The following is a 26,352-nucleotide window of genomic DNA, read 5'->3' as shown; positions in this document are numbered from 1 at the left end:
AGAGGCGCAACGACATGGAGACGGACGACGATGTCGACACCATCGGGTGATGGTCCGAGGCACGAGTTGCCCCTGAGTGGGACGCGGGTCATCGACCTGACGGATGGTGTCGCCGCCTCGTCGACACGGCTGCTGGCCGAGCTGGGCGCTGACGTGGTGCTCGTCGAGCCGCCTGAGGGACTCGCGTCACGACGTGCACACCCGCAACATGACCGTCTCGGACTTCCTTTTCTCACCGCACATGCCAACAAACGGGGCGTAGTCCTCGACTTGAGAACCGACCGGGGTCGCGCCGCCCTGCTGTCGCTCGTGGATCGCGCCGACATAGTCGTGGAATCCCTGCCTCCCGGAACGCTGGACGGCCTTGGCGTGGGGCCCAGTGTCATGCGAGAGCGCAACCGCGCACTCGTCGTGGTGTCGATTACCGCCTTCGGGCAGACCGGCCCCTACCGCGACTGGCGAGGCACTGAGGCAGTGCAGATGGCGATGTCGTCCGCCTTGACCCGATCCGGCGCTCCGGATCGCGAGCCCCTATTGCCGCCGGGCGATTTCGCCACCGAGGCCGGCGCCGTGCAGGCGGCGTACGCCGCGCTGATCGCCTATTATCGCGCGCTCGAGTCCGGCCTCGGCGACTACGTCGACTGCGCCCTGCACGACATGGCCGTGCAAGGGCTCGACCCGGGCTTTGGGATGGCCGGCACCGCCACCATGGGCCGCCCGATCTCCGAGCTTCCACCGGGGCGACCGGACGCGCGAATGCTCTACCCGATCTTCGCGTGCGCCGACGGCCACGTACGGCTGTGCATGCTTGCGCCCAAGCATTGGCGGGCGATGTTCATCTGGCTTGGAGAGCCCCAGGAGTTCGCGGACCCGTCGTTCGAGCAACTCATCACCCGGTTCACGTCCTGGGACACACTCCGCAAAGTGATCGCCGACCTGTTCGCCGACAAGACTCGCGATCACATCGTCGCGCGGGCAAGCGAACTCGGTATCCCCATCGCAAGTGTGAACACGCCCGCCGAAGCCGCAACCAGCGATCATGCCACGAGCCGCAGGGCGTTCGTCGATGCCGAAGTCGCACCCGGGCTCGTCGGTCGGATGGCCAACGGTTACCTGGAATTCGGTGGCGAACGCGCTGGATTCCGTTTTCGGGCACCCACTTTGGGTGAGCACACCGACGAAGTGCTCAGCGGTGTCGGTGGCGGTGTGCCGGCTGGATCTGCGAGTTCACCTTCGCCTGCGGCCAGCCTGCGCCCGCTGGAAGGGCTTCGCGTCCTGGACCTCGGGGTGATTGTGGTAGGCGCCGAAACGGGACGCTTGCTCGCCGACCAGGGGGCCGAGGTCATCAAGGTCGAGAACCGGGCGTTCATGGATGGGGCGCGTCAGGCCGACACCCCGGAACGGGTTAGCCATGCCTTCTCAGTGGGTAACCGAAATAAGCTGAGCTTGGGCCTGAATCTGCGGGATCCGCGTGGTGCCGAACTGATGCGGGGCCTGATCGCCAAGTCGGATGTGCTGTTGACGAACTTCAAGCCCGGCACGATGGAGTCTCTGGGATTCGACGACGACACTCTGCGCGAGCTGAATCCCGCCATCGTAGTGGTTGAAAGCAGTGCGTTCGGCAGCAGCGGACCGTGGAGCAAGCGTATGGGTTACGGCCCGCTGGTGCGGGCGGCAGTTGGGCTGACCACCCTGTGGCGGCACCCGGATGCACCCGAAGGGTTCGGCGACGACATGACCGTCTACCCCGATCACGCCGCGGCACGGGTCGCTGTGGCAGCCATCATCGCCGCCCTGGTGGCCCGCCGACGCAGCGGCAAGGGCACGAAAATCACCGTGGCGCAGATGGAGACGGTTTTCGTCCAGTTGTGCACCGACTATCTGCGCGAATCGCTGCAGCCAGGCACGATGACCGCCCGGGGCAACGTCGGTGAGTTCGACGCGCCGTCCGGGGTATATCGCTGCGACGGTGAGGACGCCTACTGCGTCGTGGGGGTCGACGGCGATGCCGATTGGATCAATCTGGCCGCGGCCATCGGTAGAGACGATCTCGCCCGTCGCGACGACCTGCGCTCAGCCGACGGCAGGCTGGCTCACCGCGAGGAGCTCGATCGAGCCGTCGGGCAGTGGGCGTTGCCGCTCGATCCCCGGGATGCCGCCGCACAACTGCAGGCTGTCGGCGTCGCGGCCGGCGCGGCTGTGCACGTCAAGGACCTGCTCGACGATCCGCAGCTTGCGCATCGACACGCGCTGGGCCAACTGCGGCAGCCTGGTTGGGACGAGCCGCTCACTGTCGAGACCGGCATCGCGCTCTTCGATTCGATCGCGCCACCGCTATTGAACCCGGCACCAACCATGGCACAAGACACCCGATCGGTGTGCCATGCCGTGCTGAAACTCAGTGACACCGAGATAGATCAGCTTGCTCGGGAGGGCGTCCTCGAATTGTCCGAAGGGACAACGGGATGAGCGATTCCATCGATCCCCACACACCGGTGATCGTAGGTGTCGGTCAATTCAGCGAGCGGATCGATGATCCCGACTACCGGGGATTGTCGGCGGTCGAGCTGGCCAGCGAGGCCGCGCGTGCCGCACTTCGCGACTGCGGTGCCGACGCGACCGCTGCTGCTCGCCGGATCGACACAATCGCCGGAGTGCGCCAGTTCGAAATCTCCACCCCGTGGGCGACGGCGCCGTTGGGGAAGGCCACGAACTACCCGCGGTCCGTCGCGCGACGCATCGGGGCGAGTCCCGCCGACGCCATCCTGGAGGTGGTGGGCGGCCAGAGCCCCCAGCACCTCGTCAACGAAATGTCGGCAGCCATCGCCGCCGGCGAGCGAAACGTCGTTCTGTTGTTGGGGTCTGAAGCCATCTCCACTGTCCGTCATCTGGCGTCCGCTGACGACAAGCCCGATTTCTCCGAAGTCGTCGACGGACAATTGAACGACCGCGGATACGGACTGGAAGGCATGAGCGGCGCGGAATTCGTCGCCCACGGGCTGGTCGACGCGGCGTCGCAGTACGCACTGCTGGAGAATGCCCGCCGGGCGCGGCTGGGGTTGACTCGCGAGCAGTACCGCCAACAGATGGCTCAGCTGTTCGCTCCGCTCAGCACCGTCGCCGCCAGAAACCCGTTCGCGGCGTCGCCGGTCGAACGCAGTGTCACCGAGGTGGCCACGATCACCCCGTCCAACCGCTTGATCGCCGACCCGTACCCGCGGTTGATGGTGGCCCGCGACCAGGTGAACCAGAGTGCCGCAGTGCTCGTAATGACGGTGAGCGCCGCCACCGAACTCGGTGTGCCTGAGGATCGTTGGGTGTTCCTGCATGGACACGCAGACCTACGCGAACGAGTTCTGCTGGAGCGACCTGATTTGAGTCGGGCACCATCGGCCGTGGCGGCAACGCTGGAAGCACTGCGTGTCGCCGACATCGACGTGGACGGGATAGCTACGTTTGACCTGTACAGCTGCTTCCCGATCGCCGTGTCCAATGTGCTTGAGGGACTCGGTCTTTCGGCTGATGATCCTCGGGGATTGACTCTGACTGGTGGGCTGCCCTACTTCGGCGGCGCAGGCAATAACTATTCGATGCACGCCATCGCCGAGACGGTCCGTGCGATGCGCGAACGCCCGGGCTCGCACGGGCTGGTCGGCGCCAATGGCGGGACCTTGTCGAAGTATTCGGTCGGCATCTACTCGACGACTCCTCGTACTTGGCGAGCCGACCGAAGTGCCGCCCTCCAGTCAGAGCTGCAAGCTCGGCCCGTCGCCGAGGTGGCACAGGCCCCGGAGGGAGACGCTCGCATCGAGACATACACGGTTCGCTACACCAAATCGGGTCCCGCCGGCATCGTCGTCGGCCGCGTCGATGCGGACGACCGCCGCTTCCTGGCCAACCCCGGTGAGGGCGACCAGGACCTTCTCGACCTGCTCATCGACGGCGAACCGATCGGCGCCCCGATCGTGGTGCGGCCGGACCCGACCGGCAACAAGGCGGCGCTGAGCACTGCCGGAATTCGGAGGGTGCGTTAGATGAAAGTTCTGGTGACCGGGGCGACGGGACCGTTCGGCCGTGCCGTGTGTCGGCGCCTGGTCACCGCAGGCCATGACGTCACCGCCATGGCTCGCAACCGGCCGCAGACTCTTGTTGACGGTGTCGCCTTCACGGCCGGCGACGTCCGTGACGCCCGTGCGGTGACCGACGCGGTGTCTGGATGTGACGCAGTCGCGCATTTGGCGTGGGTCGTCGCTCCACTCAGGACCGAGGCCGCTACCGAGGAGATCAATCTCGGCGGGACCCAGAATGTGTTGGACGCGATGGCCGCAACGGGCTGTCAACGGCTGGTGTTCTCATCGTCAGTGCTCGCGTACGGAGCCGTGCCCGGTCATCCACCGACGCTGACCGAGACCGACGAGCGGCGACCGCCTCGCGAGCACTTCTACGCAGCGCACAAAAAAGCGGGCCGAGGACCTGATCGACCGCAGCGGGGTAGACGCGGTGATAGTGCGTGCGGGCATCATCGCCGGACGCGACGTCGACAACACCATCTTCCGGTTTTTCTCCAGTCCGGCATTGCCGGTTCCCGACCCAGACCGTCACCAACAGTTCGTGCACACCGACGACGTTGCGCGTTTCACCGCAGAGGCGGTGTCGCACACCCATACCGGTGCGGTCAACATCACCGGCACAGGCACTCTCACCATGCGCGAGATCGCACACATCATCGACCGGCCGCTCATCCGGGTCCCTGAGCGGGCCCTTCGAACGGCAATCAGCGCGGCCTGGAAGCTCGGAGTCAGCGAGCTGGCGCCCGGCGAGATCGGTGGCCTGCTGTACATGCCGATCGTCGACACCACCCGACTCCACGACGAGTGGGGGTTCACCTGCGCGTGGTCGAGCAGGGCCGCCCTCGAGGACATGGCTCGCGCCGCCCACGGCGTGGTCTCCTTGGGCAAAAGGACTGTCACGTTGCCCTGGCGGGTATCTCCCGGTTCAACCGAACATGTAGGTCCACTGCGCGCAATCCTGTTGCGGCGCACCTACGCAGACGAAGTAGACCGCGTCGTCCGCGATATCGAGCAGCTCGTTTTGGAGGGCAGGACGGAAGAAGGGCCCACAGCGGCTGCTCGCCGGCAGCTGATTCTGGATATGGCGGAACACAGCACGCTACTGGCCCGCATCGGTGACCAAGCGCGCCTGCCCGCGCATCTGGTGGCACGGGCAACCCAGGCCAGCGCGGCTGCAAAGGAAGGGATTTCACCGTGAAGCAGATGAATGGGCTCGACCGGATGTTCATCAATGTCGAGACAGCGAGGTTGCCGATGGACATGTTCGGCATCCTGATGCTGGACCCGTCTACCGCACCCGACGGGCACGATTTCGCCAGGTTTCGCGCCGAGATGGCGGCGCGACTGCCCAAGATCCCGGTGTTCGCCCGTCGTGCGGTGTCCGCACCCTTCGGCGCCGGCCACGAACACTGGATCGTCGATCCGAATTTCACCATCGACCGCCACCTCAAACACCTCGGCGCCCCCGCCCCGTACGATCTGTCGGCGTTGTGCGAGTTGGCCGTATCCCTCGCCGATGAACCACTGGACCGAACCCGTCCGCTCTGGCAGATGTACTACGTCGACGGACTTGCCGACGGGTCAGCAGCAATCCTGCTCCGACTGCATCACGCCGCGATCGACGGCGTCGGTGGCACCGAGATGCTGAGTGAGCTATTCGATAGGGCACCCCTGCCGATGGACCCTGACCTGGCAGCCTACAGAGTCAACGGGGAGCGGGTGCCGTCTCAAGTGGAGATGCTGCTCCGTTCCGTTCCGGATCAGATGCTCATACCCGTCAAGCTTGCTCAGCGCTCGGTTCCCATCGCCATCCCGCTGTTGAAGGGTTTGCTGTCCCGCGCCTCCTCGGCGGGCCGAACCACTGCCAAGCCCGACGTGGACGAAGCATCGCCTCCGGAGAAGAAGTCGCCCACCGGCCCTTCCCCCGCCGCATCCCGAAACTTGCTGAACCGGTTGACGTCTAGCCCCAAACGTTCGCTTGCCGTCGCGTCCCTGTCGATGTCGGAGGTGAAGCGGGCCAAGGATCGGTTCGGGGTGACGCTCAACGACGTCGTGCTGTCGATCACGAGCGCCGCCGTTGCAGACTATCTTCGGGACCGCGACGAGTTGCCCGGCGAGCCGTTGCGCATCGCTGGGCCGGTGAACGTTCGCGATGAAGCCGCCGAATCCGCCAGCGGCAACCACTTCGCGTTCATGATGGTGCCGGTACCTGACATCGCCGACCCAGTAGAACGCATCCGCACGGTGTCCGCTTTGACAGCCAAACGTAAGCCGGCACGCGCCAGCTCCGGGGCCACAGTGACGCGCACCAACCGCAAACCCACCGGCACCGTCAGCCAGGTGATGAAGCTGATCGACGCACTGCCAACCGGCGCATGGCTGGCATTGGGTCAGCTGGTGAATTCTCCGGCCGTCGAAGCCGTCCCGCCCATCGCGAACTTCGTGGTATCCAACATTCCCGGGCCGAGGGACAAGCTCTATATCGCAGGGGCCGAAATCACTCACATGTACGGACGGACCATGGTGGGAGCAGGCATCGGTCTATTCATCCACTGCCTCAGCTACGGCGACAGCCTTGATTTCGGGTTCACCGCGCTGGCCGACCTCATTCCGGACCCGGAAACAATCGTCAAGGGCGTGCATCGGCATCTGTCGGAGCTGCTGAACGCTCCAGCGCAAGGTTCGGACCAACGCACTGGTCTCGCCGCCCGCCGCGAGACGAAGGCTGCTGTCGCACAACGCAACAAGGTCAAGAGTTAGTGCTCGGCGAGTCCGTCCACCACATCCACAAAGGAGCCTCTGTATTGGCAGCACGCCAAGTGCCATCAAGAGCTGAAGTAGCGTTACTGGCCGACTCTAGGGGTCCGCAGCCGGCGAAATCTGGGCCGTCCAGTAACTGCCGCCACGGCATGAGCACCAAACCCCGGGGAAACCCGCCTGCGATTGTCGCGGCGTTGGTGACGAGTCGACGAATCAGCGCGTCGCGAAGCGCATTGACCACCGGCGTCTCCTTTTCGTCCTGTCGCGCCACGGTTCTGAGGCGAGTCGCGCCTTCGCTTCGACAGCCACCGAGAAGGGTTGCCTTGCGCGGGATCCCAGATAACACGAAGATGAGCCGACCGCATCGGCGGGCTTCGACCGAGACTAGTACAGCGCTGGCTGCACCGACAGTGAGAGTGATATACCAAGTTGAGGTGCCCGAATGGTGATGGCGGCCACAAATCGGACACAGGTGCCTCCGGGCTCCCGTATCAGGTTCGCACATCACCTCATTGAACTCGGTGACGGTCGGCGCGTCGGAGTTTCGGTCGGTGGCCACGGTGTCCCCTTGGTCTTCTTCCACGGGATCGGGATGAACCGGCGCGTGTACATGAAGCTGCTCAGCCGGCTTCCCCAGCTGGGATTTCTGGTAGTCGCCATCGATGCGCCAGGGCACGGGGAGACGTTCGCACCCAGAATTGGCGAGCACACGTTCGCCCACCGAATCGCAGTCACGGAACGGATTCTGGAAGGTCTCGGTATCGAGCGGGCCGTTCTCGTCGGTCACAGCATGGGTGGTCGCACCGCCGCAGAACTGGCCGCGAGACATCCGGAACGCGCGCTCGCGGTAGTCCTCATCGATCCCGCGATCGGCGCGGCCTTCGACGCGTCACGGGTGCGCATCGCATCACCGATGCGAACCGGCGCTGCGCTCGCCGCGGCGGTCGGCGACACAATCGTCGACCGGGTGGGGTTACGCCGTCGCGATCAGGTCCGCTACATGCGCACGCTGAGCAAACTGTTCTTCAACACGGCCGCCCATCCGGCGACATTCGCCTCCGCGGCGAGAGCAGTTGCCCGGGCTGACGACAGCGCGAACGCGCTGAAAGCGCTATGTAGGGCCAAGGCTCGGGTCGTCATCTTCCACGGCGAGCAGGACAAGATCGTCCCTCTCGCGTCCGCAGTCGATGCGGCACGTCTTAGTGGAGCGTTGTTGGTGACGCTGCCCAAGGCCTATCACTCATGGGTGCTCAACACCCCGTGGACCTTCACTGAGATCCTCAGCCGGCTGATCGCCGAGAACCGGCTCGGCGAGGACCTACGATCGGCAACGTCACCGCCGAGGCGGGGTGTCGGACCTGACAGCGAAGGTATGTCTCGCCCCGACGCGCTGGTTCACGGCCTAATCCCCCAGATCAGCGTCCTTGGCAAGGCGTATCCGCAACGGCGCCGCATGTACCACCGGTATCGAATCTGGGATCCCCAGGAGGTAGCGGACTTTGCAGCGAGTTAAGCCCCGACGAAGACTGTCTTCTGACCTATCGAGATTCGGTGTGCAGAGCCTGGGAGATCGGAATGGCCACCGCTGCACACGTCACCAGCATGACGAGCCCGCCGAGCGCTTGATCCCAGGCGACCGAAATCTTCAGCGGGCCAGCGGCGCCCGGGCCGCCCCACGCACCGAATACGGACAGCAGCCCGACGAGCGCGGCGATTTCTTGCGCTGCGAGTAACGAGATGCGACGAATCTTCAACGGAAGGACTGCGGCTGTCCGAAGCACGACAAACCAATACGCTATGCCGATCATCGATGCGCCAATGGCGAGCCACAACGGCACGACATTCCTTGCCCCTCCGTGGTGATGTCCTCCCGGAAGGTGGATCGCGATGAGCAGTGCCGCGTAAGCCAGCGCCGATCCCCCGCTCAACAAGATCTAACCAGCACGGCGGCAACCGGTGCGCCCCGTATCTGCGGCGGACGGCAGGACCGTGAGTATCCAGAGCGGGACCGCAACCAACTGCACCTCGAGAACAATCATGCCGACCAAATGCGACTGCGCAGCGAGCACACGAACTGGGTGAGACGCCATGCAAATAATGGCGGCGGCGGCGCCCACCACGGTGACGATGATTTGTCGGCGCAACACCCACCAGATGAACGCGGCTACGGCCAGCACACCGACAGTGAACACCGGCCACGTCCAATGCAGATGTGGCGCAGACGGTTTCGGCACGTCTGACATCGGCGCCATACCGTGCGTCGGTGCCATGCCCTGCTCATGGCGGTGCCCCGCAGGGCGGTCGGTCCAGACCAAGATGCGGGCCAGCACGAGTCCGCCGACGAGCTCTGCCGCTGCGATGATCCAGGTACGCGCCAGCGGAGCGCCGCGCCAGTCAGTCATGCGCTGACCCCCGCCAGACAACCAACGCCTCTTTCCCCGACAGGCCATCCACGTGGCTGAGTATATGGTCAACTAGGTTTGATAAGTGCGATCCGTCGAGATCAATCCCGTCTGGCACCGAGTCCGGCTGCCGGACGCGTCGCAGTGGTGGCAATGCCCGACATGGAGGTCCGCGTGACGTCTCTGCAGACTCCCGGCGAGCTCTTCGATCTGAGCGGCCAGGTTGCCGTCGTGACCGGAGCGTCCAGCGGGCTCGGCGACCGGTTCGTCCGTGTGCTGCACGCCGCGGGTGCCTCGGTCGTCGCCGTGGCCCGGCGCTCGGATCGACTCGCCGCGCTCGCGGCCGAACTCGATCGCGTGCTCCCGGTCACCGCCGATCTAGCCGACGACTCCGCAGTCGAGGAGATCGTCCCGCAGACGATGCAGCGCTACGGCCGGCTCGACATCGTTGTGAACAATGCCGGCTTCGGCTCCCCCCAACCAGCGGTTGAGGAACCTATCGATGCCTTCCGGCGCACCTTGGAGGTCAATCTGGTCGGCGCCTTTCATCTCGCCAGGCTGGCCGCCGTGCCGATGATCGCCACGGGAAGTGGCTCGATCATCAACGTCTCCTCGATCCTCGGTCTCGTCGCCGCCTGGCCGATCCCGGACGCCTCGTACAGCTCCTCGAAGGGAGCCCTGGTCAGCCTCACCCGTGACCTCGCATGCCAATGGGCACGACATGGAATACGGGTCAACGCTCTGGCGCCGGGCTTCTTCCCCAGCGAAAGCTCGGCTCCGATGATGGAGGACGAAGCAAGCCGGCGCTATCTGCGCACGGGGTGCCCGATGGGACGAATGGGTGAACCCGACGAGCTCGACGGAGCCCTCCTGTATCTGGCGTCGCGGGCCTCGACATACATGACCGGGCAGGTGCTGACCGTGGACGGCGGGTGGACGGCGCATTGATGGTACCGAGGTCGGCGCCAGCCGTCCGCAGGTAGGAGGCGACGATGACTTTTCTGGCTGGCTGTCGGGTGGTGTTGGATCTGGACTGACGAACGCGAGCTGTTGACCGGACCACAGCGCCGACTGGGCTCGCGCCACCGGCACGCACGACATGTACGTCAATGCGCTTACGCTACTGCGCATTTGGGAATGCAGCGTCCGCGACTGGCTCGGCCTCATTACGCTCGATCGCCGAGCCGGTTCGAATGGGTGCGCTACTCCTCGTGCTCTTGGCGGTCAATGATCAGGTCGGACAACTCGACGGCGTTCAGCGACACGTAATCGCCCGTTTCGAGATCTTCGAGGATGACACGCGGCTCCGACCCGTTTCTGTCGAGCCACAGCCGCACAGCGGCGGCCCTGTCGATGAGGATTGCCAACTCGCGGGGTTGCCGTCTCTTCAACTTTTCCCAGCTGCTGCGGACGGAATCGACCCGGCCGATAGTGCCATCGCGAGAACCGACCGAGAAGGCCGCCGCGTCGCACCGGTAGCGACGGTCCATCATTTCCGGCCCGCGAGCAGGTCGTTCACTCGGCTGGTTCGCGAAGGGCGCATCCGGATCGATCGAGTCATCCTCCGGCACGTCTTTCATCGGCCAACCCATTGTGATTCCTCCACCCGGTGACGGGCTCGCCCTGTCGCCATCCGATCAATTGCGACCGTCGCAGCTCGACCGCTCGTGGCATCGCACGTCGCCAGCGGCACTGCTGTCGTTTTGTAGCAACGTATCTTACTAAGTAGACCATGTAACCGTTGGCGTCGGCCCTCACTGGGCGGCGAGCTCGCCACTCCAGCGAGGCCAAAACAGGACTGACCGAGGATGATTGGCGGCCGAATTGGCCCTGTGGGACACGACCGCAACGAAAACACATCCAGCACCGGGCTCAGCGACGTTCTGGACTGTGCCGATCCGATGGCCGACCCAACGTCGAGCCAGCTGTGACCTGGGTCTCGCCCAGCACCACTGCGCCTGATACTCTCGACTCGTCCAGTCGCAGGAATGCGCCATCAATCGACGATAATCGCAGGACCTCGGAGGAAACGTGACAACGAGCGAGCAGGCGGCGACGGTGCCGGTCGTCACCTTCGACTACACCACCACTGAGCCCGAGGGAACGTGGTTCGCTAAATACGATGAGCTGCGCGCTCAGTTTCCTTGGTACCGAAACGAATTTGGGCCTGGCTTCTGGACGGTCTGCAACTACGAGGGAATCCTGCAGATCATGCAGAACCCGGAGGCCTTCTCCAACAGCGTGGTTACCGCGCTGGATCCGAATCCACCGATCAAGTGGATACCGGAGATGCTGGACGGGGAGGAGCACAGGCAGTGGCGGCGCCAGCTAGGTCCGCTGTTCTCCCCTGGCGCAGTCGAGAAGCTCGAGTCCACGGTGCGCCAGCGCGCGATCGACCTCATCGACGGCCTCGTCAGTCGCGGCTCCTGCGACTTCATGGCCGACTTCGCCGCCCGCTTCCCCACCACGATCTTTCTGGAAATGATGGGACTGCCTGTCGAGGAACTCGACGAGTTCCTTGCATGGGAACACGACATCTTGCACGCCGGCGGTAGCGACGAGGAGAAGCTGCGCACGCAAATGACCGCGATGATGTCGGTGATGGGCCGGTTCACAACGGTCATCGCCGAGCGTCGCGAAGAACCGCGCGACGACATCGTCAGCAAGGCCCTGACCTACGAGATCGACGGCGAGCCGGTCACCGACCAGGATCTGTTGTCCTTCTGCCTGCTGATGTTCATGGCGGGCTTGGACACCGTCTCGGTCACTCTTGGCTGGATGTTTCTTCATCTGGCCCGCAACGACGACGACCGGCACAGGATCGTGAACGAGCCGGCCGTCATCCCCAGCGCGGTCGAGGAGTTCGTCCGTGCCTACGCGATCGTGATCCCCGCCCGCAAGGTTATGCGGGACATCGACATTCAGGGCTGCCCGATGAAGGCCGGTGACATGGTGAACATCCCGCTGGCCGCGGCGACCCGCGACGATGCCGCCTTCACCGACGCGACGTCGGTGGACATCACCCGTAAACCGAACAACCACATCGGGTTCGGCGCTGGCCCGCACCGATGCCTCGGCTCACACCTGGCCCGTCAGGAACTCAGAATTGCCCTGGAGGAATGGCACAAGCGGATCCCTAACTACCGGGTGGCTCCGGACGCACAGATGCTCGAAAGCGGCAGCCAGCTGGGACTGGAGAGCCTTCCGCTGGTCTGGGACATCTGATGCGCAAGCCGCTCGACGGAGTTCGCGTGCTTGAGGTCGCGCAGTTCACCTACGTCCCCTCCGCCGGAGCCGTACTCGCCGACTGGGGTGCCGAGGTTATCAAGATCGAGCATCCCGTGACCGGCGATGCACAACGGGGGTTGGTCAAGGTGCTCGGCGCGGCGGCCACCAAACCAGGATCGACTTTCGCGCCGATCATGGAAGCGCCCAATCGCGGAAAACGCAGCGTCGGAATGGCACTGGACAACGCCGACGTGCGCCCAGAGTTCGACGAGTTGATCCGCCGCAGTGACGTCTTCCTCACCAACTACCTTCCTTCAGCACGGACGAAGCTGCACATCGACGTCGCCGACGTCCGAAAGGTCAACCCCGACATCATCTACGTGGCGGGCAGCGGATTCGGCATGAACGGACCCGACCGCGACGCGGGCGCCTATGACGCGACAGCGTTCTGGGCCCGCGGCGGCAGCGCCGACGGACTCAATCCACCAGATGCCGATCAGTCGGCGTTCATGCCCGCAGGCGCCTACGGCGACAACATCGGCGGCATCACCATCGCCGGGGGTGTGGCAGCGGCACTGTACGGCCGGCACGTCACCGGTGAGGCCTCGGTGCTCGACGTCTCCCTGCTCGCGGTCGGCGCTTGGGCTACCCAGTTCAGCGTCAACATGGCGATGTTGATGGGCGGACCGCTACCGAAGATCGAGCGCCGCACCCAAGCTCCGGGCAATCCTCTGACCGGCGCCTACCGCACCTCAGACGGGAGGTTCGTCCAGCTGTCGATGCTGCAGCCCACCCGGTACTGGCCGGAGTTCTGCCGGCTGATGGGCCTGGACCAATACATCGAGGACCCGCGGTTCGAATCACTGCAGGCGATGGCCGAGCACGCTGATCTCGCCTACGGCATCGTCCACGACGCCATCGCAAAGCTGACTTTCGCCGAGTGCAAGGAGGTACTGAGCCGGGGCACCGGACAGTGGGCACCGGTCCAGGACGCCTGGGAATTGGCCCACGACGAAGGACTGACCGCCAACGGTCGGATCGCCCACATCGTTGACGTCGAGGGAAATCCGCAACACTTGGTGACAAATCCGGTGCGGTTCGACGACGACCCTGCCGAACTGCAACGCGCCCCCCAGTTCGCCGAACACACCGACGACGTCCTCCGCGAACTCGGGGTGGACGACGAGCGCCTCATCGAATTGAAGATCGCCGGTGCCATCACCTAAGGCCGCCCCTTTGGTGACGACCCTCGACGACAAGGGCAGCGTCAAGGATCGGTTGATCCGCGCCGCGGACGCAGAGATCACCGCCTGCGGCATCAATGCCGTGCAGATGGACGTGGTCGCCAAGAATGCGGGCGTCTCCCGAGCCACCGCATTCCGCCAACTCGGCAGCGTCTCGGAGATGCTGGTGCAGGTCGCGCTGCTGCGAGCGCGCCGACACGTAGCGGCGGTAGAGGCGCTGATGGCTCCGAAGACCGGTGTCTTCGCCAAACTGGAAGCCGCTCTTGTGTATACGGCTCAGGAATTACCGTCAGATCCGTCGATTTCCGCTCTGATCGCCCGGGGTGCAGCCAGCGTGCACGACCCTCGGGTGCACCAGGTTGCCATGGATGTGATGGGTCCGGTGCTGGACGACGGCCAACGTAGCGGCCAGATACGCACCGACATCGACACCGACGAAATGGTCGACTTTCTGGTGGAGCAGACGTACCTCGCCGCCGAGGAGATCGATAGGTCCGTCGACGAGGTTCGGCGTCGCTTTCGCCATTTCATCGTCCCTGGGCTGGCCGCGCCGAAAGGCTTTGGCGGTGCACACATTTCGCGGACCATGGAGGTCCGGGGCGCGGTGACGACGGCGATTGAGGCACTGACCGATTTCGCCGACCTCTTGCGTCGCTCCGAGTGAGCGTGGCGGCACGTTCATTGCAGGCGGTCATCCGTTGCGGATCGCTGCTGCAAGTTGCCGGGGCGCATCAATCATGACAAAGGCTGAGCAGTCGGGGACCTCGATCAACGTGGCATGCGGGAACGCGTCGCGTAGTCGTCGAGCGTGACCCAGGGGAAACAGCTGATCCTCGGTGCCCCACGCCAAGGTGACGGGTCGGTCGAAAGCTTCGATCGCCGGCGCGGCGCGCAGTGTGAGAACCGGGTCCAATGAGGCGGTCACCGTGACGGCGTCGCGGCGGGCCGCCGCACTGGTGCCAAAGGCTCCGAAGATCTCCCGCTGCCGCTCAGGAGCGGGGGGGTGCTTGCACACCGCCTTGAGGAAGAATGCCTGCCCTGGTCCGCTGGCCAGCATGCGTACAACGGCACCACCCAGCGCGGTGCTGAAACGGCACAGCTTGACGATCTGCGCGAACGAGCCAGGCGGAAAGTGTTCGTAGCTGTCGCAATTGGTGAGCACCAAGCGGGCGATCCGGGATGTGTCCAGCGTTGGATCACCTAGCGACGCCAGCACCAGGCCGCCGCCGGTGTCGTTGGCCACCACAGTGACGTCGGTCAGATCGAGGACTTCCATGAAGTGGACGATGCGACGGGCGGCCGCCTCAGCGCCGAGGTCGGCACCGTCGGTGGCCGTGCGGTGGGCTCCCAGCGGCCAAGTGGGGGTGATGCAGCGGAAGCCATCCCCCAGTTCAGCCACGACGTCGTTCCACACTGCGCCGGTAACAAAGACGCCGTGCACGAACAGGATCGTCGGACCCGTTCCGCCGTCGGTGTATTCGATGTCCAAGCCGTCGACTCGTACCTTCTTGGTCGTCACGTCGGTTCTCCTTGCATCAATGTCCGCCAAACTCGGGGTGCCGTCGTTCCCGAAAGGCGCGCGCACCTTCTTTGAAGTCGGCAGATTCGATTAACGCCAACTGCCCCTCGGCTTCGATCGCTTGCACCGGCTCGAGTGCGCCGAGCGTCGCTGCGGCCAACGCGCGCTTGGTCCAGCCAAACGCCAACGTCGGACCGCCGGAGACCGACCGCAGAACGTCGGCCAGCACAGACTGGTAGTCGTCTTCGCCAGTCAAATAGGAGATCATTCCCCAGTCGAATGCCGTTGCCGCGGAAACTTTCTCAGCCGTCATCGCCATGCGCGCCGTGCGTGCTCGCCCGATCAACCCTGGCAGCAGCGCGGACGCACCGCCGTCCGGCATCAACCCGACCCGGGTGAAGGCCAACTGAAAGTATGCCGAGGGTACGGCCACCACCAGATCACAGGCCAGCGCGAGTGGGCATCCGAAGCCCACTGCAGCGCCGTTGACGCCGGCAACCACGGGCTTGGGCAGCCCGACGATCGCCCGCACGACCCGGTTCGCGGCTTCGGCGGCGCCTGCGGTATCACCACCGGTGAGGTCGCCACCGGAACAGAACGCTCGGCCGGCGCCGGTGAGCAGCACCGCGCGAACTGAGTCATCCGACCCGGCGCCGCGGATGTGCGCCGACAACTCATCGAGCATCGGTGTGTCGACGGCGTTGAGCTTCTCCGGCCGGTCCAGCCGGATCCGCAGCACAGTGCCGTCGCGCTCGGAGATGCCATTCACGACAACGGGTTCACAAGCCGAGATCGCGGCCGATGATGTCTTTCATGATCTCGGTGGTGCCGCCGAAGATCGTCATGATGCGGTTGTCCAGGTAGTCACGCGCAACCCGGTATTCCGTCATATAGCCGTATCCGCCGTGCAACTGCACGCAGCCGTCGATGACCTTCTTCGCGGTCTCGGTGCACCACCACTTGGCTTTCGACGCCTCGACCGCCGTCAGTTCACCGTCGACCACAGCCTGCAGGCACCGGTCGATGTACTGCTCGCCGATTTCGAGCTCGGTGTCCATCTCGGCCAACAGGAACCGGTTGTGCTGGAAACTGCCGATCGGCTGGCCGAAGGCTTTGCGGTCCTTGGCGTACTGCAATGTCTGCCGCCAGGTCTCGCGCGCACCGGCGATCGCTGAGATGGCGATGGACAGCCGCTCCGACGGGAGGTTGTGCATCAGATGATAAAAGCCGCGTCCCTCCTTGCCCAGCAGGTTCGCCGACGGCACCCGCACGTTTTCGAAGGCCAGCTCGGCGGTGTCCTGGTAGTGCAATCCCATCTTCTCGAGCTTGCGTCCGCGGCTGAAACCCTCCATGCCCGCCTCGACCACCAGCAGCGTGAAGCCCTTGTGGCCGGCGTCCGGGTCGGTACGACACACCACCACCACCAGGTCGGCGTTGATACCCGAGGAGATGAATGTTTTGGCGCCGTTGATGATCCAGTCGTCGCCATCGCGGACGGCCGAGGTGCGGATACCGGCCAGGTCGCTGCCAGCGCCAGGCTCGGTCATCGCGACAGCGACAATCAATTCGCCGCTGATGATGCCCGGCAGCCAGCGCTCCTTCTGTTCGTCGTTGGCCAGTGACGAGAAGTACGGGCCGACAACGTCGTTCTGCAAGCTCAGCGACGGCGACGGCCCCCCGTAGCGGGCGATCTCCTCGTCGATCACGGCGTTGAACCGGAAGTCGTCGACTCCCCCGCCGCCGTATTGCTCGGGCATGTTGAAACCGATCAGGCCGTACTTGCCGGCGGCGACGAACGCCGAGCGGTCGACGATGCGGTCACTCTCCCACTTCTCGGCGTTGGGCACCAGCTCACGTTCGATGAACTGCCGGACCGTCTCGCGGAACGCCTCGTGCTCGGGCTCCAGAACGAGTCTTTTCATGTGGTGGTCTCACTCTCCATACAGTCGTCGCATCTCTTCACCGACTTTGCCGAACACTCGCGACACGACCTGCGCGCCCCGCCTTCGCAGGTCGGCGTCCGGGATCGGCAGCACCACCGCACCGGAAGTCTTCGACGGCAGCAACACCTTGGCGGTGCCCCGTGTGGTGGTTTCGTTCCGCTGGCTGGTGGCGAAGACGTCCAATGACACTAAGTCATCGGGCCCGTCACCCTTCGCGGTGACCGTGCCGGTGCACCGGTGCACGTCGCCGTGGTAGTTGAAGCCACGCAGCTGCAGGTCCATTTCGGCCAGCCAACCGTCGTCGCCGATCCAGTTGGTGATCAAATGGCTCACCCATGCTGCGCGCATCTGTCCGTAGTCGTAGGGCGCCGGAATACCCAGGGCCTGAGCGCGTGCGGCATCCCAGTGCAGTCGTTGCACGACATCGGGGACGCCATATTCATCGGGCTGGTAGAAGGCGGGCATCCGCTTGCGCAGTTGGTGGGCAAACTTCAATGGCCCCACGCCGTAACCGCCCCAGCCCCACCCCATGTGCATCGAGATGATGTCGACGACGGTCAACGGCCCCTTGATGATTCCGGGAAGTTCGTCGCCGACCGAGATGTCCTCCCACCATTGCGGATCGGCGCCTCGCCGTCGTTCTGCCTCGTACTCTTCCTCGACTTGGGCGAATTCCTCGGGAGTCCAGTGCTTGCGCTGTATGTCTTTGAGCTTGCCGGACTTCTTCGAACCGTGACGCTCGGCGTTGATGTAGGACTCGTCGCGGGTCGCGATCGGGTTGCCATCGATGTCGACGTAGAGGTAGCGGTAAGTCTCCTTGACCGAACGCCCACCGGAGAATTCGCTGTCCTTCACCTGAACGTCGAGCGTGTAGTTCTCCGCGAGCACCGGCCGACCCGCGTAGATCGGGCGGTACCACGTCCACTTCACCCCCGAGTAGTACTTCCCGGTCCCGCGAAACAGACCGCGAAACAGCTTCTTTCGCTCCGGGTCGGTGAATTTCGGGGTTTGGTCCAGGCCCGTCGCTATCGGGAAGGTCGGCGATGCGATCTGTCCGTGCCAGCGCGTGGTCGGTCCGTAGGCCGGATCGTAGAACAGCGGGTTGTCGTCACCGCAGCCGAACGCGAAGTGCGTGATGGCATCGGCTGACGGCAGCTTGTGCCACGCTTCGTCGCGCTGGTGAACGGGAATTCCGATCTGCCCTTTGGCGCGTTCGATGTCCTCGTCGGTGATGCGGCCCTCTTCGGCGGCCAGATCATCCCCGGTCGCTTCGCTCGCCCCCGCGTCAGCACCGGGCTTTTGGGTGGTGGTCATCGGTCCTCCTAGAACTTCAGCATGGCGCCGGCGTCGACCTTGAACTGCAGGCCCGTCACATAACGGGACTCGTCAGAGGCCAGGAAGCACACCGCGTTCGAGATGTCCGAGGCTTCGACGTACGGGGTGGGCATCGCCTGCATGGCGGGGAACGCCAGCAGGGCGTCGTCGCGGCTCGGCGCCTCGAGGTCCGGCCGGAACTGCCGGTACATCGGCGCACTGTTGAGCATCGACGTGTTCACGTTTGTGGGATGAACGACGTTGGCGCGGATGGATTGGGGCGCCAGTTGCGCGGCGAGCTGCAGAGTGTAGGAATCCACCAGCTGCTTGGCGTAGCTGTAGCCTGCGCCGCCGGGGCCCTGCGGGCCGCCCGCCCCGGGGGGCTGTGCGGCCGCGATGAGGCCGGCGACCGATCCGGTGGTGATGATCGACGCTCCCGACTTCAGATACGGGAGCGCGGCGTGGACCGTGTTGACGACGCCGACGAAGTCCACGTCGAAGGCATCGGCGAAGGCCTGAACCGGCAGATGAGCACCCAGCGGACAGATGCCCGCGTTGGCGATGACTACGTCGAGTTTGCCGAATTCGGCCACCGCGTTGGCTAGTTCGCGGCTCACGGCCGCCCGGTCGCGGACGTCGACTTCGGCGGTGTACGCCTTGCGACCGGTCTTCTCCACCTCCAGACCGGCTTCCTCGAGATCGCGCGATGTCGCCAGCGGGTACTCGTTGGTGTCGATGTCGTGACAGATGTCAAAGAGGATGACGTCCGCGCCCTCCTCTGCCAGCTTGACGGCGTGGCTGCGGCCCTGGCTGCGGGCGCCCCCGGTGATCAGAACGACTTTTCCTGCTACGCGTCCCACGCTCTCCGCCATGCTCAACGTGCCTTCCATTCAGGGAGACGCTTTTCAGCGAAGGCCCGTGGGCCCTCCTTGGCGTCTTCGGATTTCAACAACTCGGTGAATTCGCGAGTCGTGCGCTCCCACTTGGGTTCCTCCGCGCCGATGATCCCGTTGTCTGCACCGTAGGCGACTCGTTTGCTGGCTTGTACCGACAACGGCGCGTTGCAGGTGATCCGCGCGGCGAGTGCCAGGGCGGCTTCCACGACGGTACCGTCCGGCACGACCTCATTGATCAGGCCCCACCGCAGCGCGTCGGCCGCGGACATGGGCTCACCTGTCAACACCAGCTCCAACGCGACCTTGCGTGGCAGCTGTTCGACGATCCGGAACACGCCGCCCGCCCCTGCGATCAGGCCGCGTTTCACCTCGGGCAGCCCGAAAGTTGCGCTCTGGCAGGCGATCACCAGATCGCTGGCCAGGGCGAGCTCTGAGCCGCCGCCGAGCGCGGTGCCGTTCACTGCGGCGATTGTGGGTTTGTCGATGAAGTGATGCACGTAGCCGGCGAAGCCCCATTCAGGGTGCTCCGCGTGGTAGAGATTCTCGCCGCGCGAGACGGCCTTGAGATCGGCTCCGGCACAGAATGACTTCTCGCCGGCACCGGTGATGACGACCGCCCGCACCTCGGGATCGCGCTGCGCCTCCTCGAGCGCGTCACCCACGGCCGTGCTCACCGCCCCGTTAACGGCGTTGCGCGCGTCAGGCCGATTGATGGTGATCAACGAGACGTTGCCGCGCAGCTCCACGCTGGCCGCCAAGCTCGCCACGTCGGTCGCAGTTTCGGTCACTACGGTTCCTCTCCAAGTCGATGGTTGCCTGATAGGCGTTTTAGCCTGCACCGGCTGGTTGGACAGTGCTCGCGCCGAGCTCGTCGAACATCGTGAGCAGCCTGCGCCGGTCGACCTTGAGCGCCGCTCCGCGCGGCAACTCGTCGACTACGAAGACGCGAGCGGGCACCTCATAGGGCGTCAGCGTCGCCCGGCAGTGCTCGCGCAGCTCCTCGCCTTCGATGGCCGCCCCGGGACGCAATTCGACTGCGGCAACCGGAATCTGGCCCAACCGCTGATCGGGCACGGGCGCGATGGCGGCATCTGCGACGGCCGGGTGCGCACGCAGCGCCCGGACCACGGTCTCGGGTGACACCTTGAAACCGCCCCGCACGATCACGTCGTCCGCGCGACCGTCGATGTAGAGGAAACCGTCTTCGTCGAGATGCGCCAGGTCACTGGTGGTGACCCAGTCACCGGCTTGACCGGCCTGCGGCGTGGCGACCTGCAGCCTGCCGCCCTCGTTGGCGCCAAGGACGGCGCCGTCCTCGTCTACGACTCGCAACCGCACGCCGGGAAAGGCACGCCCGACGCTGCCTTTTTTGTCGGCCCATCGCGCGTGGAAGTCCTTGACGGTCCACCCGGCCACCGCGCCGGAGAACTCCGTCGCGCCGTAGACGACGAGGATCGGGATGCCGTACCGCTCGAAAAACGCATCAACCAATGCCGGGTCGACGGCGGCTGTCCCCGCATTGATGGCGCGGATGCTCGCCAAATCTTGGCGGGGGATGTCGGAGTCGAGCACCGATCGCATGGCCGCCGGGGGCAGTCCTGCCACCGCGGGCCGATACTGCTTCACCACGGCGTGCCAGCCCGGCACCGTGAATCGATCGAGCATCGCGATCGGGCGTGCCGCGACCAGCGACTGCAACAACGACCACAGCCCGCCGATGTGCACGATGGGCAACGTCACCAGGCCCACGGTGCCCGACAGCGGAGGTTTGGGCTTGGCATCGGCGCGGTCGTTGTGCTGCAGCGCCGACGCGATCGAGGCCTCCAGTTGCGCACGGGTCAGGGGGATGCGCTTGGGAGCGCCCGTCGTGCCCGAGGTCAGCATCTCGATTGCGATCGCCGCGTCGCCGCTGACGGCCTGCGTCGTGCCCTTTACCTGGAGAGCCAGTTCGCCGTCGTCGAGACGCCAACCGGTCGCCCCCAGATCGGTGACGGCACGGCTGAAGACGTCTTCGGACCATAATGCGGCCGGCGCAAGGACATACGCGACGCCGGACGCCGCAAGATCGTCACTCAGCCGGTCCGGCGGCTGCAGCGGACTGATGGTCACCAGCGTGCGTCTCCCGCGGAAGATCGCGATGAGCGCCGCGACGGACTCCATCCGATTGGAGAGCACGACGGCTACCCGCCCGCCGGCTTGACATCCCGCGGCAGTCAGTTCCTGGTCGATCCGCTCGGTGAGCGACCTAACGGAACCCCACGACGTCCAGCGTCCGTCGCACTCCAGCATGCGGTCGTGGTCGTTGGCGTCCCAAAGCCGTCCCAGCGCGTTGTCGATGCTCGTCATCGTCACTTTCCAAATCGGCCCTCGCGGCGAAAGCCCGTCATCTGAACCTAGAGGACATGGTTTACTAGGTCAACTTAGTAGAAGGGCCATCGATGGACTTCGGCTTGACCGACGAACAGGACCAACTCGCCGCGGCGGAGCGCGCCTGGCTTACCAAGCACGACCCCATCGCCAGGGTCCGCGAAACGCTGGACTCGGCTGCGGTCACGGTAGATTCCGCGGTCGTCGCGCACGCGGCAGAATCGGGTCTTCTGGAGCTGCTCACTCACGAAATAGGCGGCACGCATGTAGATCTCGCCGTCGTGACGGAGCAGCATGGATACGCGGGGAGCTCGCTGCCGGTCGCGGATCTGAACATTGCGGCGTGGCTGCTCGACTGCGTCGACTGCCCCACCGAAGACTGCGAGCTGACAGGAGTGGCGCTCGGTCCTGACGCCGCTCTCGATGGCGATGCGCTGCGGCTGACAGGCGTCACCCGTCCGGTGCCGATGGCCGCCGACATGGACTCCATCGCGGTGGCAGGGCAGGTGGGCGATGGCGAATACGTGACGGTCCTCAGTGCCCCGACGTTGTCGGTGATGTCGACCCTCGACCTGAGCCGTTCGTGGGCGCGGCTGGACCTCGACGCGACGATCGCGGAATGGAAGCCGCTGCCACCCGGCACGCTGGCCTTGCTGCGCGACGCTCTCGCGGTGCACCGGGCGTTCGACGCGTTGGGCGCGGCAGCCCGGCTGCTCGATATGACGGTGTCTTACGCCGGCCAGCGGGAACAGTTCGGCGCGCCGATCGGCTCGTTCCAGGCCGTCAAGCATCACTGCGCCGACATGGCCGTCGCGGTGGAGGCCGGCCGGGCCACCTTGTGGGCCGGGGCTCTCGCGCTGGACACCGCACCCGTCGCTGCGCGGTCCCGGGCCGCGTCCGCGGCGGCGGCATACACCAAGTCCGCTGCCGCGAAGGTGGCCGGAACGGCGCTGCAAGTGCACGGCGGCATCGGATTCACCTGGGAACACGATCTGCATCTCTTCCTGCGCCGGATCAAGGTCGACGAGGCCTTCAACGGGAGCGTCGCAGAACACCGCGCGGCACTGCTCGGCGCCTGACATTCAGCGCCGATCCCGCGGCAGTGCCAAGCCCCGCTCGGCGATCAGGTTGCGCATGATCTCCGAACTGCCGCCTGCGATCGTGTAAGCCCGGGCGTACAGCCACTCGTCCTGCCAACGGCCGCCGTCGAGCGCGCCCGGGTCGCCCTCCACCAACATGCCTGCCTCACCGCCGAGTTCGACTGCGAAGCTGGCCATCTCGAGATTCAGCTCGCTGAACATCAACTTGGCCATCGCGCCGTCGTGCATGCGTTCGGTGCCACGCAGCCACCGCGTGAGGTTGGCGTACGTCAGCGCCGACAGCGCCTCCACCTCAGCGCTGAACTCGCCGATGCGATCACGTACCCGATCGCTATCGATCGCTGGACGACCGTCGAGGTTGACCTGCGAGGCGAGTGTGACAAGTCTGTCGATCGCCAACCTCAATTTGACGACCGCGGCGCCGACGCTGGTGCGTTCGTGCCCCAACGTGGCGTTCGCGATGGCCCAGCCCTGTCCTGGTTCTCCGATCATCGCCTCGGCAGGTACCTCGACGGAATCGAAGAAGACTTCGTTGAAGTCAGAAGTGCCGGTCAACTCGCGCAATGGCCGAACCGTGACGCCGGGGCTCGACATGTCGAGGATGAACGCACTGATGCCTTTGTGCTTGGGGGCGTCGGAATCGGTGCGCGCCAACAGATATCCGTAATCGGCCCAGTGCCCGTCGGTGGTCCACACCTTCTGCCCGTTGACGGTGTAGGTATCACCGTCGAGCACCGCCCGGGTGCGCAACGACGCCAGGTCGCTTCCCGCGCCCGGTTCGCTGAACAACTGACACCACAGCTGTCGACCCGCGCGAATCTCGGGCAAGTGCCTGCGCCGCTGCTCATCGGTGCCGTAGTGGATCAGCGCATGCGATGCCAGCGCGTTGCCGCTCGGCACGCCCGGCACCGCGGCCCGGGCCAATTCCTCGCTCACCACGATGGCGTGTTCAGCGGAGCGATCGTCGCGACCACCGAACTCGACCGGCCAGTCCGCGCCGACGTAACCGGCTTCGAACAGGCGCGCCGTCCATTCTTGAAGTGCCTTGAGTTCAGCTTTATTCTCGGCGCTCCGCACGCCCGCTCGTGGTGGGATGGGCGGTGCATGCTCGGCAATGAACGCCCGTACTTCGGCGCGGAAGGCCTCCATTTCGGCACCCATTCCGTATTCCACGTTGCCGTCTTCCTGTTCGATGTGACGTATTAGCGGCTCAGCGCCAGCAGTTCGCCGGCGGCGTGGTCTCGCAGCGCGTCGGCACGGCCGACCAACACGGCGTTAGCCTTGGCGCGGCGTAGCAGCAGATGACTGGGATGCTCCCAGGTGAACCCGATGCCGCCGTGGATCTGCAACGCACCCTCGGTGGCCATCACCCCGGCGTCGAGCGCGGCCGCGGCGGCCAAATCCGCGATGTACCCCGACTTCTCGAGGTCAACTTCGGCGGCCGCGAGCACTTGGCTGCGGGCGCCTTCGAGGGCGACCAACATGTCCGCGCATCGGTGCGACACCGCCTGAAAGCTGCCGATGGCGCGGCCGAACTGTTGCCGTTCGCCTGCCCACTGAACGGCCATCGCTAGCGCGCGCGAAGCAACACCAATGGAATCCGCCGCCACGGCTAACACCGCCTGACGGCGAGCCGTGCTCAGCACTCGAGCCACGTCGTTTCCGTCGGCGACCACCTCACCCGCGGCCGCGGTGAAGGTCACCGAGCCGATGGTCGCGGTCATATCGAGCGGTTGCTGAGCCGTCACGTCGACGCCTTCTGCCGTGGCGTCGACCGCCACGAGAAGCTCACCGACGCCGTCGGCGACGCGAGCCAGCACCACCAGAACCTCGACGTTCGGCGCCCCTGCCACGATCGGGATCACACCGGAAAGACCCGACCCATCCCACTCGGGTAAAACGGGACCGCTGGTCACCCAGCCACTGTCGTCGACGGGCACGGCGAATGCCGCCGCCGCGCCGGCGGTGATTCGCTGCACCAAAGCCTTTGCGCCACACTGGAACGCGACGCCGAGTGCGATGACCGTCGGAACGAGCGGCGCAGGTGCCAACGCCCTCGCGGCCTCCTCGATGGCGGCGTACAGCAGACGTGGTCGGGCGCCCGCTCCGCCAAGGGATTCCTCGACTGAGAGACCTGGTAGACCGAATTCGGTGAGCGCCGACCACACTTCGGGCTCTGCTGTATCGATGGGACGCTTGCGGTCGAGCAATGCCGCTTCGTCCACCGTGGCCTGCAGTGCGGCCGCCAACACCTCGCGAAGCTCGCGTTCATCCTCCTCGGGCGTGGCCAGTGGTGCGCCAGGCGCAATGGCGGCTGCGCGGCTGCCCTCGCCTCGGTGCGACGGCAGCCCGAGGACACCCTCGGCGATGGTATTGCGCTGAATCTCGGCGGTACCCGCGCCGATCGTGGTCGCCCGGCTCATCAGGTAGCCGAACGTCCAGCGCCCGTTATCGACGGCGTCGGATGCCCGGCTGCCCAGCGCTGCATAAGGACCCGCTGCGCGCAGGGCGAGCGCGTGCATATGCTGCTCGAACTCCGATTTCACCAACCGGTTCACCGAAGCCACACCGCCCGGATCCTCGCCGCGCAGCACCGCGGCCAATGCGCGGGCGCTGTTGGCGGCGATGGTGCGAACCCCAGATTCCAGCCGCGCGACGTCCTGGCGAACCATTGGGTTGGTGTCGAGCCCTTGGGAGACAACGAGATCGATCACCCGGTCGACCGTGCGGCGGTACTTGAACTCGTCGGCCAGAAACGCAGTCGCCCGCTCGTGGCCCAGCGACGTTCGCATGATCGACCAGCCGGCACCCTCCTCGCCGACGACGTTCTCGACCGGCACCGCCACGTCGTCGAAGAAGACCTCGGCGAAGTGCGCGGCGCCGCTGATGTCGCGCAGCGGACGCACCGTAATCCCCGGGCTGTTCATCGGGATCAGCAGATAGGTGATGCCGTCGGAGGGCTTGTCCCCCGAACCCGTCCGCACCAGGGCGAACATCCAGTCGGCGCGGTCGGCCATCGTGGTCCAGACCTTCTGGCCCGTCACCCGATACACATCGCCGTCGCGGACCGCCCGGGTGGACAGTGACGACAGGTCACTGCCGGCTCCGGGCTCGGAAAACCCTTGGCACCAGAACTCATCCGCGCGAAGCAACGGCGTCAGGAATCGATCCTTTTGCTGCTGCGTGCCGTGCGCGATCAGCGTCGGGGCCAGGATGAATGACAGCGGACACGGATGCGGCGGTGCACCCGCTTCCGTGGTCATCCGGTAGTAATCCAGCTGATCGGCCAGCGGCAGGTCCAGCCCACCGACCTCGCGCGGCCACCCCGGGGCGGCCAGCCCGTGATCGACGAGTTCGGCGTGCCAGGCCCGGGCCACCTCGATGCGGTCAGGCTTGGTACCTGACCGCGCGGCGTCCGCCCGGCGACGACGGAAGTCGGCGAGAAGCAATTCGAGCCGGCTACGCCAATCAGCTGTATGCATGACACTCCACAAAGTGAACTTGGTTAA

General features: G+C 65.4%; 22 protein-coding genes and 1 pseudogene. 11 read left to right on the top strand and 12 right to left on the bottom strand.

What is annotated here, in order from left to right; translation table 11 throughout:
- Positions 1-30: 30 nt before the first annotated feature.
- The 6 genes and pseudogenes from BN973_RS28935 to BN973_RS28915 all read left to right on the top strand — a co-directional run bounded on the left by BN973_RS28935 (position 31) and on the right by BN973_RS28915 (position 8,343).
- Positions 31-2,469, top strand: a complete 2,439-nt coding sequence (locus BN973_RS28935) for a CaiB/BaiF CoA transferase family protein (RefSeq protein WP_036473784.1) — start codon at positions 31-33, stop codon at positions 2,467-2,469.
- Positions 2,466-4,034 carry an acetyl-CoA acetyltransferase gene (locus tag BN973_RS28930; protein ID WP_036473782.1) on the top strand — a complete coding sequence of 523 codons (1,569 nt, stop codon included), beginning with the start codon at positions 2,466-2,468 and terminating at the stop codon, positions 4,032-4,034. Before BN973_RS28935 ends, BN973_RS28930 begins: the two co-directional genes overlap by 4 nt.
- Positions 4,035-4,454, top strand: a pseudogene (locus tag BN973_RS32255) (NAD-dependent epimerase/dehydratase family protein); the annotation flags it as partial. It abuts the gene before it with no gap.
- Positions 4,455-4,500: 46 nt separating this feature from the next.
- The gene (locus BN973_RS28925) at positions 4,501-5,268 is read left to right on the top strand and encodes a hypothetical protein (RefSeq protein WP_232232254.1); all 768 of its coding nucleotides are present in this window, start codon (positions 4,501-4,503) and stop codon (positions 5,266-5,268) included.
- A gap of 5 nt (positions 5,269-5,273) precedes the next feature.
- Positions 5,274-6,830 (top strand): wax ester/triacylglycerol synthase family O-acyltransferase, encoded by a 1,557-nt coding sequence (locus tag BN973_RS28920; protein ID WP_232232268.1) that lies wholly within the window; start codon positions 5,274-5,276, stop codon positions 6,828-6,830.
- A 442-nt stretch (positions 6,831-7,272) separates the two neighbouring features.
- On the top strand, positions 7,273-8,343 hold the full coding sequence (locus BN973_RS28915) for an alpha/beta fold hydrolase (RefSeq protein WP_051641703.1): 1,071 nt from the start codon (positions 7,273-7,275) through the stop codon (positions 8,341-8,343).
- A 25-nt stretch (positions 8,344-8,368) separates the two neighbouring features.
- On the opposite strand, the gene BN973_RS28910 is transcribed toward BN973_RS28915, so the two are convergent.
- Positions 8,369-8,668: a hypothetical protein gene (locus BN973_RS28910; RefSeq protein WP_036473777.1), complete on the bottom strand. Its 300-nt coding sequence runs from the start codon at positions 8,666-8,668 to the stop codon at positions 8,369-8,371.
- Positions 8,669-8,764: 96 nt separating this feature from the next.
- Positions 8,765-9,232, bottom strand: a complete 468-nt coding sequence (locus tag BN973_RS28905; RefSeq protein ID WP_036473775.1) for a hypothetical protein — start codon at positions 9,230-9,232, stop codon at positions 8,765-8,767.
- 174 nt (positions 9,233-9,406) lie between these two features.
- Between BN973_RS28905 and BN973_RS28900 the strand changes: the two genes are divergently transcribed.
- On the top strand, positions 9,407-10,180 hold the full coding sequence (locus tag BN973_RS28900) for an SDR family NAD(P)-dependent oxidoreductase (protein WP_330981754.1): 774 nt from the start codon (positions 9,407-9,409) through the stop codon (positions 10,178-10,180).
- A 254-nt stretch (positions 10,181-10,434) separates the two neighbouring features.
- Here BN973_RS28900 and BN973_RS28895 read toward each other — a convergent pair whose 3' ends face one another.
- Positions 10,435-10,812 carry a hypothetical protein gene (locus BN973_RS28895; RefSeq protein WP_036473772.1) on the bottom strand — a complete coding sequence of 126 codons (378 nt, stop codon included), beginning with the start codon at positions 10,810-10,812 and terminating at the stop codon, positions 10,435-10,437.
- 451 nt (positions 10,813-11,263) lie between these two features.
- Between BN973_RS28895 and BN973_RS28890 the strand changes: the two genes are divergently transcribed.
- Genes BN973_RS28890 through BN973_RS28880 form a run of 3 tightly spaced genes read left to right on the top strand, consistent with a single transcriptional unit; the run spans position 11,264 to position 14,368 of the window.
- Positions 11,264-12,457: a cytochrome P450 gene (locus BN973_RS28890; protein ID WP_036473771.1), complete on the top strand. Its 1,194-nt coding sequence runs from the start codon at positions 11,264-11,266 to the stop codon at positions 12,455-12,457.
- Positions 12,457-13,686, top strand: a complete 1,230-nt coding sequence (locus BN973_RS28885) for a CaiB/BaiF CoA transferase family protein (RefSeq protein ID WP_036473769.1) — start codon at positions 12,457-12,459, stop codon at positions 13,684-13,686. Before BN973_RS28890 ends, BN973_RS28885 begins: the two co-directional genes overlap by 1 nt.
- Before the next feature lie 13 nt (positions 13,687-13,699).
- Complete coding sequence (locus BN973_RS28880; protein WP_232232253.1) at positions 13,700-14,368, top strand: TetR/AcrR family transcriptional regulator; 669 nt, start codon at positions 13,700-13,702, stop codon at positions 14,366-14,368.
- 27 nt (positions 14,369-14,395) lie between these two features.
- Here the strand turns inward: BN973_RS28880 and BN973_RS28875 are convergent, their stop codons facing one another.
- From BN973_RS28875 to BN973_RS28845, 7 genes are read right to left on the bottom strand one after another with little or no spacing between them, the layout of a single operon-like run.
- Positions 14,396-15,193 carry an alpha/beta fold hydrolase gene (locus BN973_RS28875; protein ID WP_084163691.1) on the bottom strand — a complete coding sequence of 266 codons (798 nt, stop codon included), beginning with the start codon at positions 15,191-15,193 and terminating at the stop codon, positions 14,396-14,398.
- A 46-nt stretch (positions 15,194-15,239) separates the two neighbouring features.
- Positions 15,240-15,992, bottom strand: coding sequence for an enoyl-CoA hydratase-related protein (locus BN973_RS28870; protein ID WP_036473763.1), 753 nt, complete (start codon positions 15,990-15,992; stop codon positions 15,240-15,242).
- A 10-nt stretch (positions 15,993-16,002) separates the two neighbouring features.
- A complete protein-coding gene (locus BN973_RS28865; RefSeq protein WP_036473762.1) occupies positions 16,003-17,145 on the bottom strand; it encodes an acyl-CoA dehydrogenase family protein in 1,143 nt (380 codons plus the stop codon).
- Positions 17,146-17,154: 9 nt separating this feature from the next.
- Entirely contained in the window at positions 17,155-18,480 is a 1,326-nt protein-coding gene (locus BN973_RS28860) for an FAS1-like dehydratase domain-containing protein (protein WP_036473761.1), read from the bottom strand.
- An 8-nt stretch (positions 18,481-18,488) separates the two neighbouring features.
- Positions 18,489-19,340, bottom strand: coding sequence for a mycofactocin-coupled SDR family oxidoreductase (locus tag BN973_RS28855; RefSeq protein ID WP_036474138.1), 852 nt, complete (start codon positions 19,338-19,340; stop codon positions 18,489-18,491).
- A 14-nt stretch (positions 19,341-19,354) separates the two neighbouring features.
- Positions 19,355-20,164 (bottom strand): enoyl-CoA hydratase-related protein, encoded by an 810-nt coding sequence (locus BN973_RS28850; RefSeq protein ID WP_036473760.1) that lies wholly within the window; start codon positions 20,162-20,164, stop codon positions 19,355-19,357.
- A 40-nt stretch (positions 20,165-20,204) separates the two neighbouring features.
- Positions 20,205-21,722 (bottom strand): class I adenylate-forming enzyme family protein, encoded by a 1,518-nt coding sequence (locus BN973_RS28845; RefSeq protein ID WP_036473758.1) that lies wholly within the window; start codon positions 21,720-21,722, stop codon positions 20,205-20,207.
- 92 nt (positions 21,723-21,814) lie between these two features.
- Here BN973_RS28845 and BN973_RS28840 point away from each other — a divergent pair, with 92 nt between their 5' ends.
- Positions 21,815-22,822, top strand: coding sequence for an acyl-CoA dehydrogenase (locus tag BN973_RS28840; protein WP_036473756.1), 1,008 nt, complete (start codon positions 21,815-21,817; stop codon positions 22,820-22,822).
- Between the two features lie 3 nt (positions 22,823-22,825).
- Here BN973_RS28840 and BN973_RS28835 read toward each other — a convergent pair whose 3' ends face one another.
- Positions 22,826-24,016 carry an acyl-CoA dehydrogenase family protein gene (locus tag BN973_RS28835; protein ID WP_036473754.1) on the bottom strand — a complete coding sequence of 397 codons (1,191 nt, stop codon included), beginning with the start codon at positions 24,014-24,016 and terminating at the stop codon, positions 22,826-22,828.
- 29 nt (positions 24,017-24,045) lie between these two features.
- Entirely contained in the window at positions 24,046-26,325 is a 2,280-nt protein-coding gene (locus BN973_RS28830) for an acyl-CoA dehydrogenase family protein (protein ID WP_036473752.1), read from the bottom strand.
- Positions 26,326-26,352 lie beyond the last annotated feature (27 nt).

It is taken from the genome of Mycobacterium triplex (genome assembly GCF_000689255.1).
Lineage (GTDB): Bacteria > Actinomycetota > Actinomycetes > Mycobacteriales > Mycobacteriaceae > Mycobacterium > Mycobacterium triplex.
The sequence above is the reverse complement of the archived record's forward strand: the minus strand, read 5'-3'. Positions and strand labels throughout refer to the sequence as shown.

What these genes read in the sequence shown, in the direction of transcription:
- BN973_RS28905 (WP_036473775.1), bottom strand. Translation starts at nt 9,232, where the DNA reads ATGACTGACTGGCGCGGCGCTCCGCTGGCGCGTACCTGGATCATCGCA.
- BN973_RS28830 (WP_036473752.1), bottom strand. Translation starts at nt 26,325, where the DNA reads ATGCATACAGCTGATTGGCGTAGCCGGCTCGAATTGCTTCTCGCCGAC.
- BN973_RS28935 (WP_036473784.1), top strand. Translation starts at nt 31, where the DNA reads ATGTCGACACCATCGGGTGATGGTCCGAGGCACGAGTTGCCCCTGAGT.
- BN973_RS28930 (WP_036473782.1), top strand. Translation starts at nt 2,466, where the DNA reads ATGAGCGATTCCATCGATCCCCACACACCGGTGATCGTAGGTGTCGGT.
- BN973_RS28845 (WP_036473758.1), bottom strand. Translation starts at nt 21,722, where the DNA reads ATGACGAGCATCGACAACGCGCTGGGACGGCTTTGGGACGCCAACGAC.
- BN973_RS28885 (WP_036473769.1), top strand. Translation starts at nt 12,457, where the DNA reads ATGCGCAAGCCGCTCGACGGAGTTCGCGTGCTTGAGGTCGCGCAGTTC.
- BN973_RS28920 (WP_232232268.1), top strand. Translation starts at nt 5,274, where the DNA reads ATGAATGGGCTCGACCGGATGTTCATCAATGTCGAGACAGCGAGGTTG.
- BN973_RS28915 (WP_051641703.1), top strand. Translation starts at nt 7,273, where the DNA reads ATGGTGATGGCGGCCACAAATCGGACACAGGTGCCTCCGGGCTCCCGT.
- BN973_RS28860 (WP_036473761.1), bottom strand. Translation starts at nt 18,480, where the DNA reads ATGACCACCACCCAAAAGCCCGGTGCTGACGCGGGGGCGAGCGAAGCG.
- BN973_RS28895 (WP_036473772.1), bottom strand. Translation starts at nt 10,812, where the DNA reads ATGAAAGACGTGCCGGAGGATGACTCGATCGATCCGGATGCGCCCTTC.
- BN973_RS28865 (WP_036473762.1), bottom strand. Translation starts at nt 17,145, where the DNA reads ATGAAAAGACTCGTTCTGGAGCCCGAGCACGAGGCGTTCCGCGAGACG.
- BN973_RS28840 (WP_036473756.1), top strand. Translation starts at nt 21,815, where the DNA reads ATGGACTTCGGCTTGACCGACGAACAGGACCAACTCGCCGCGGCGGAG.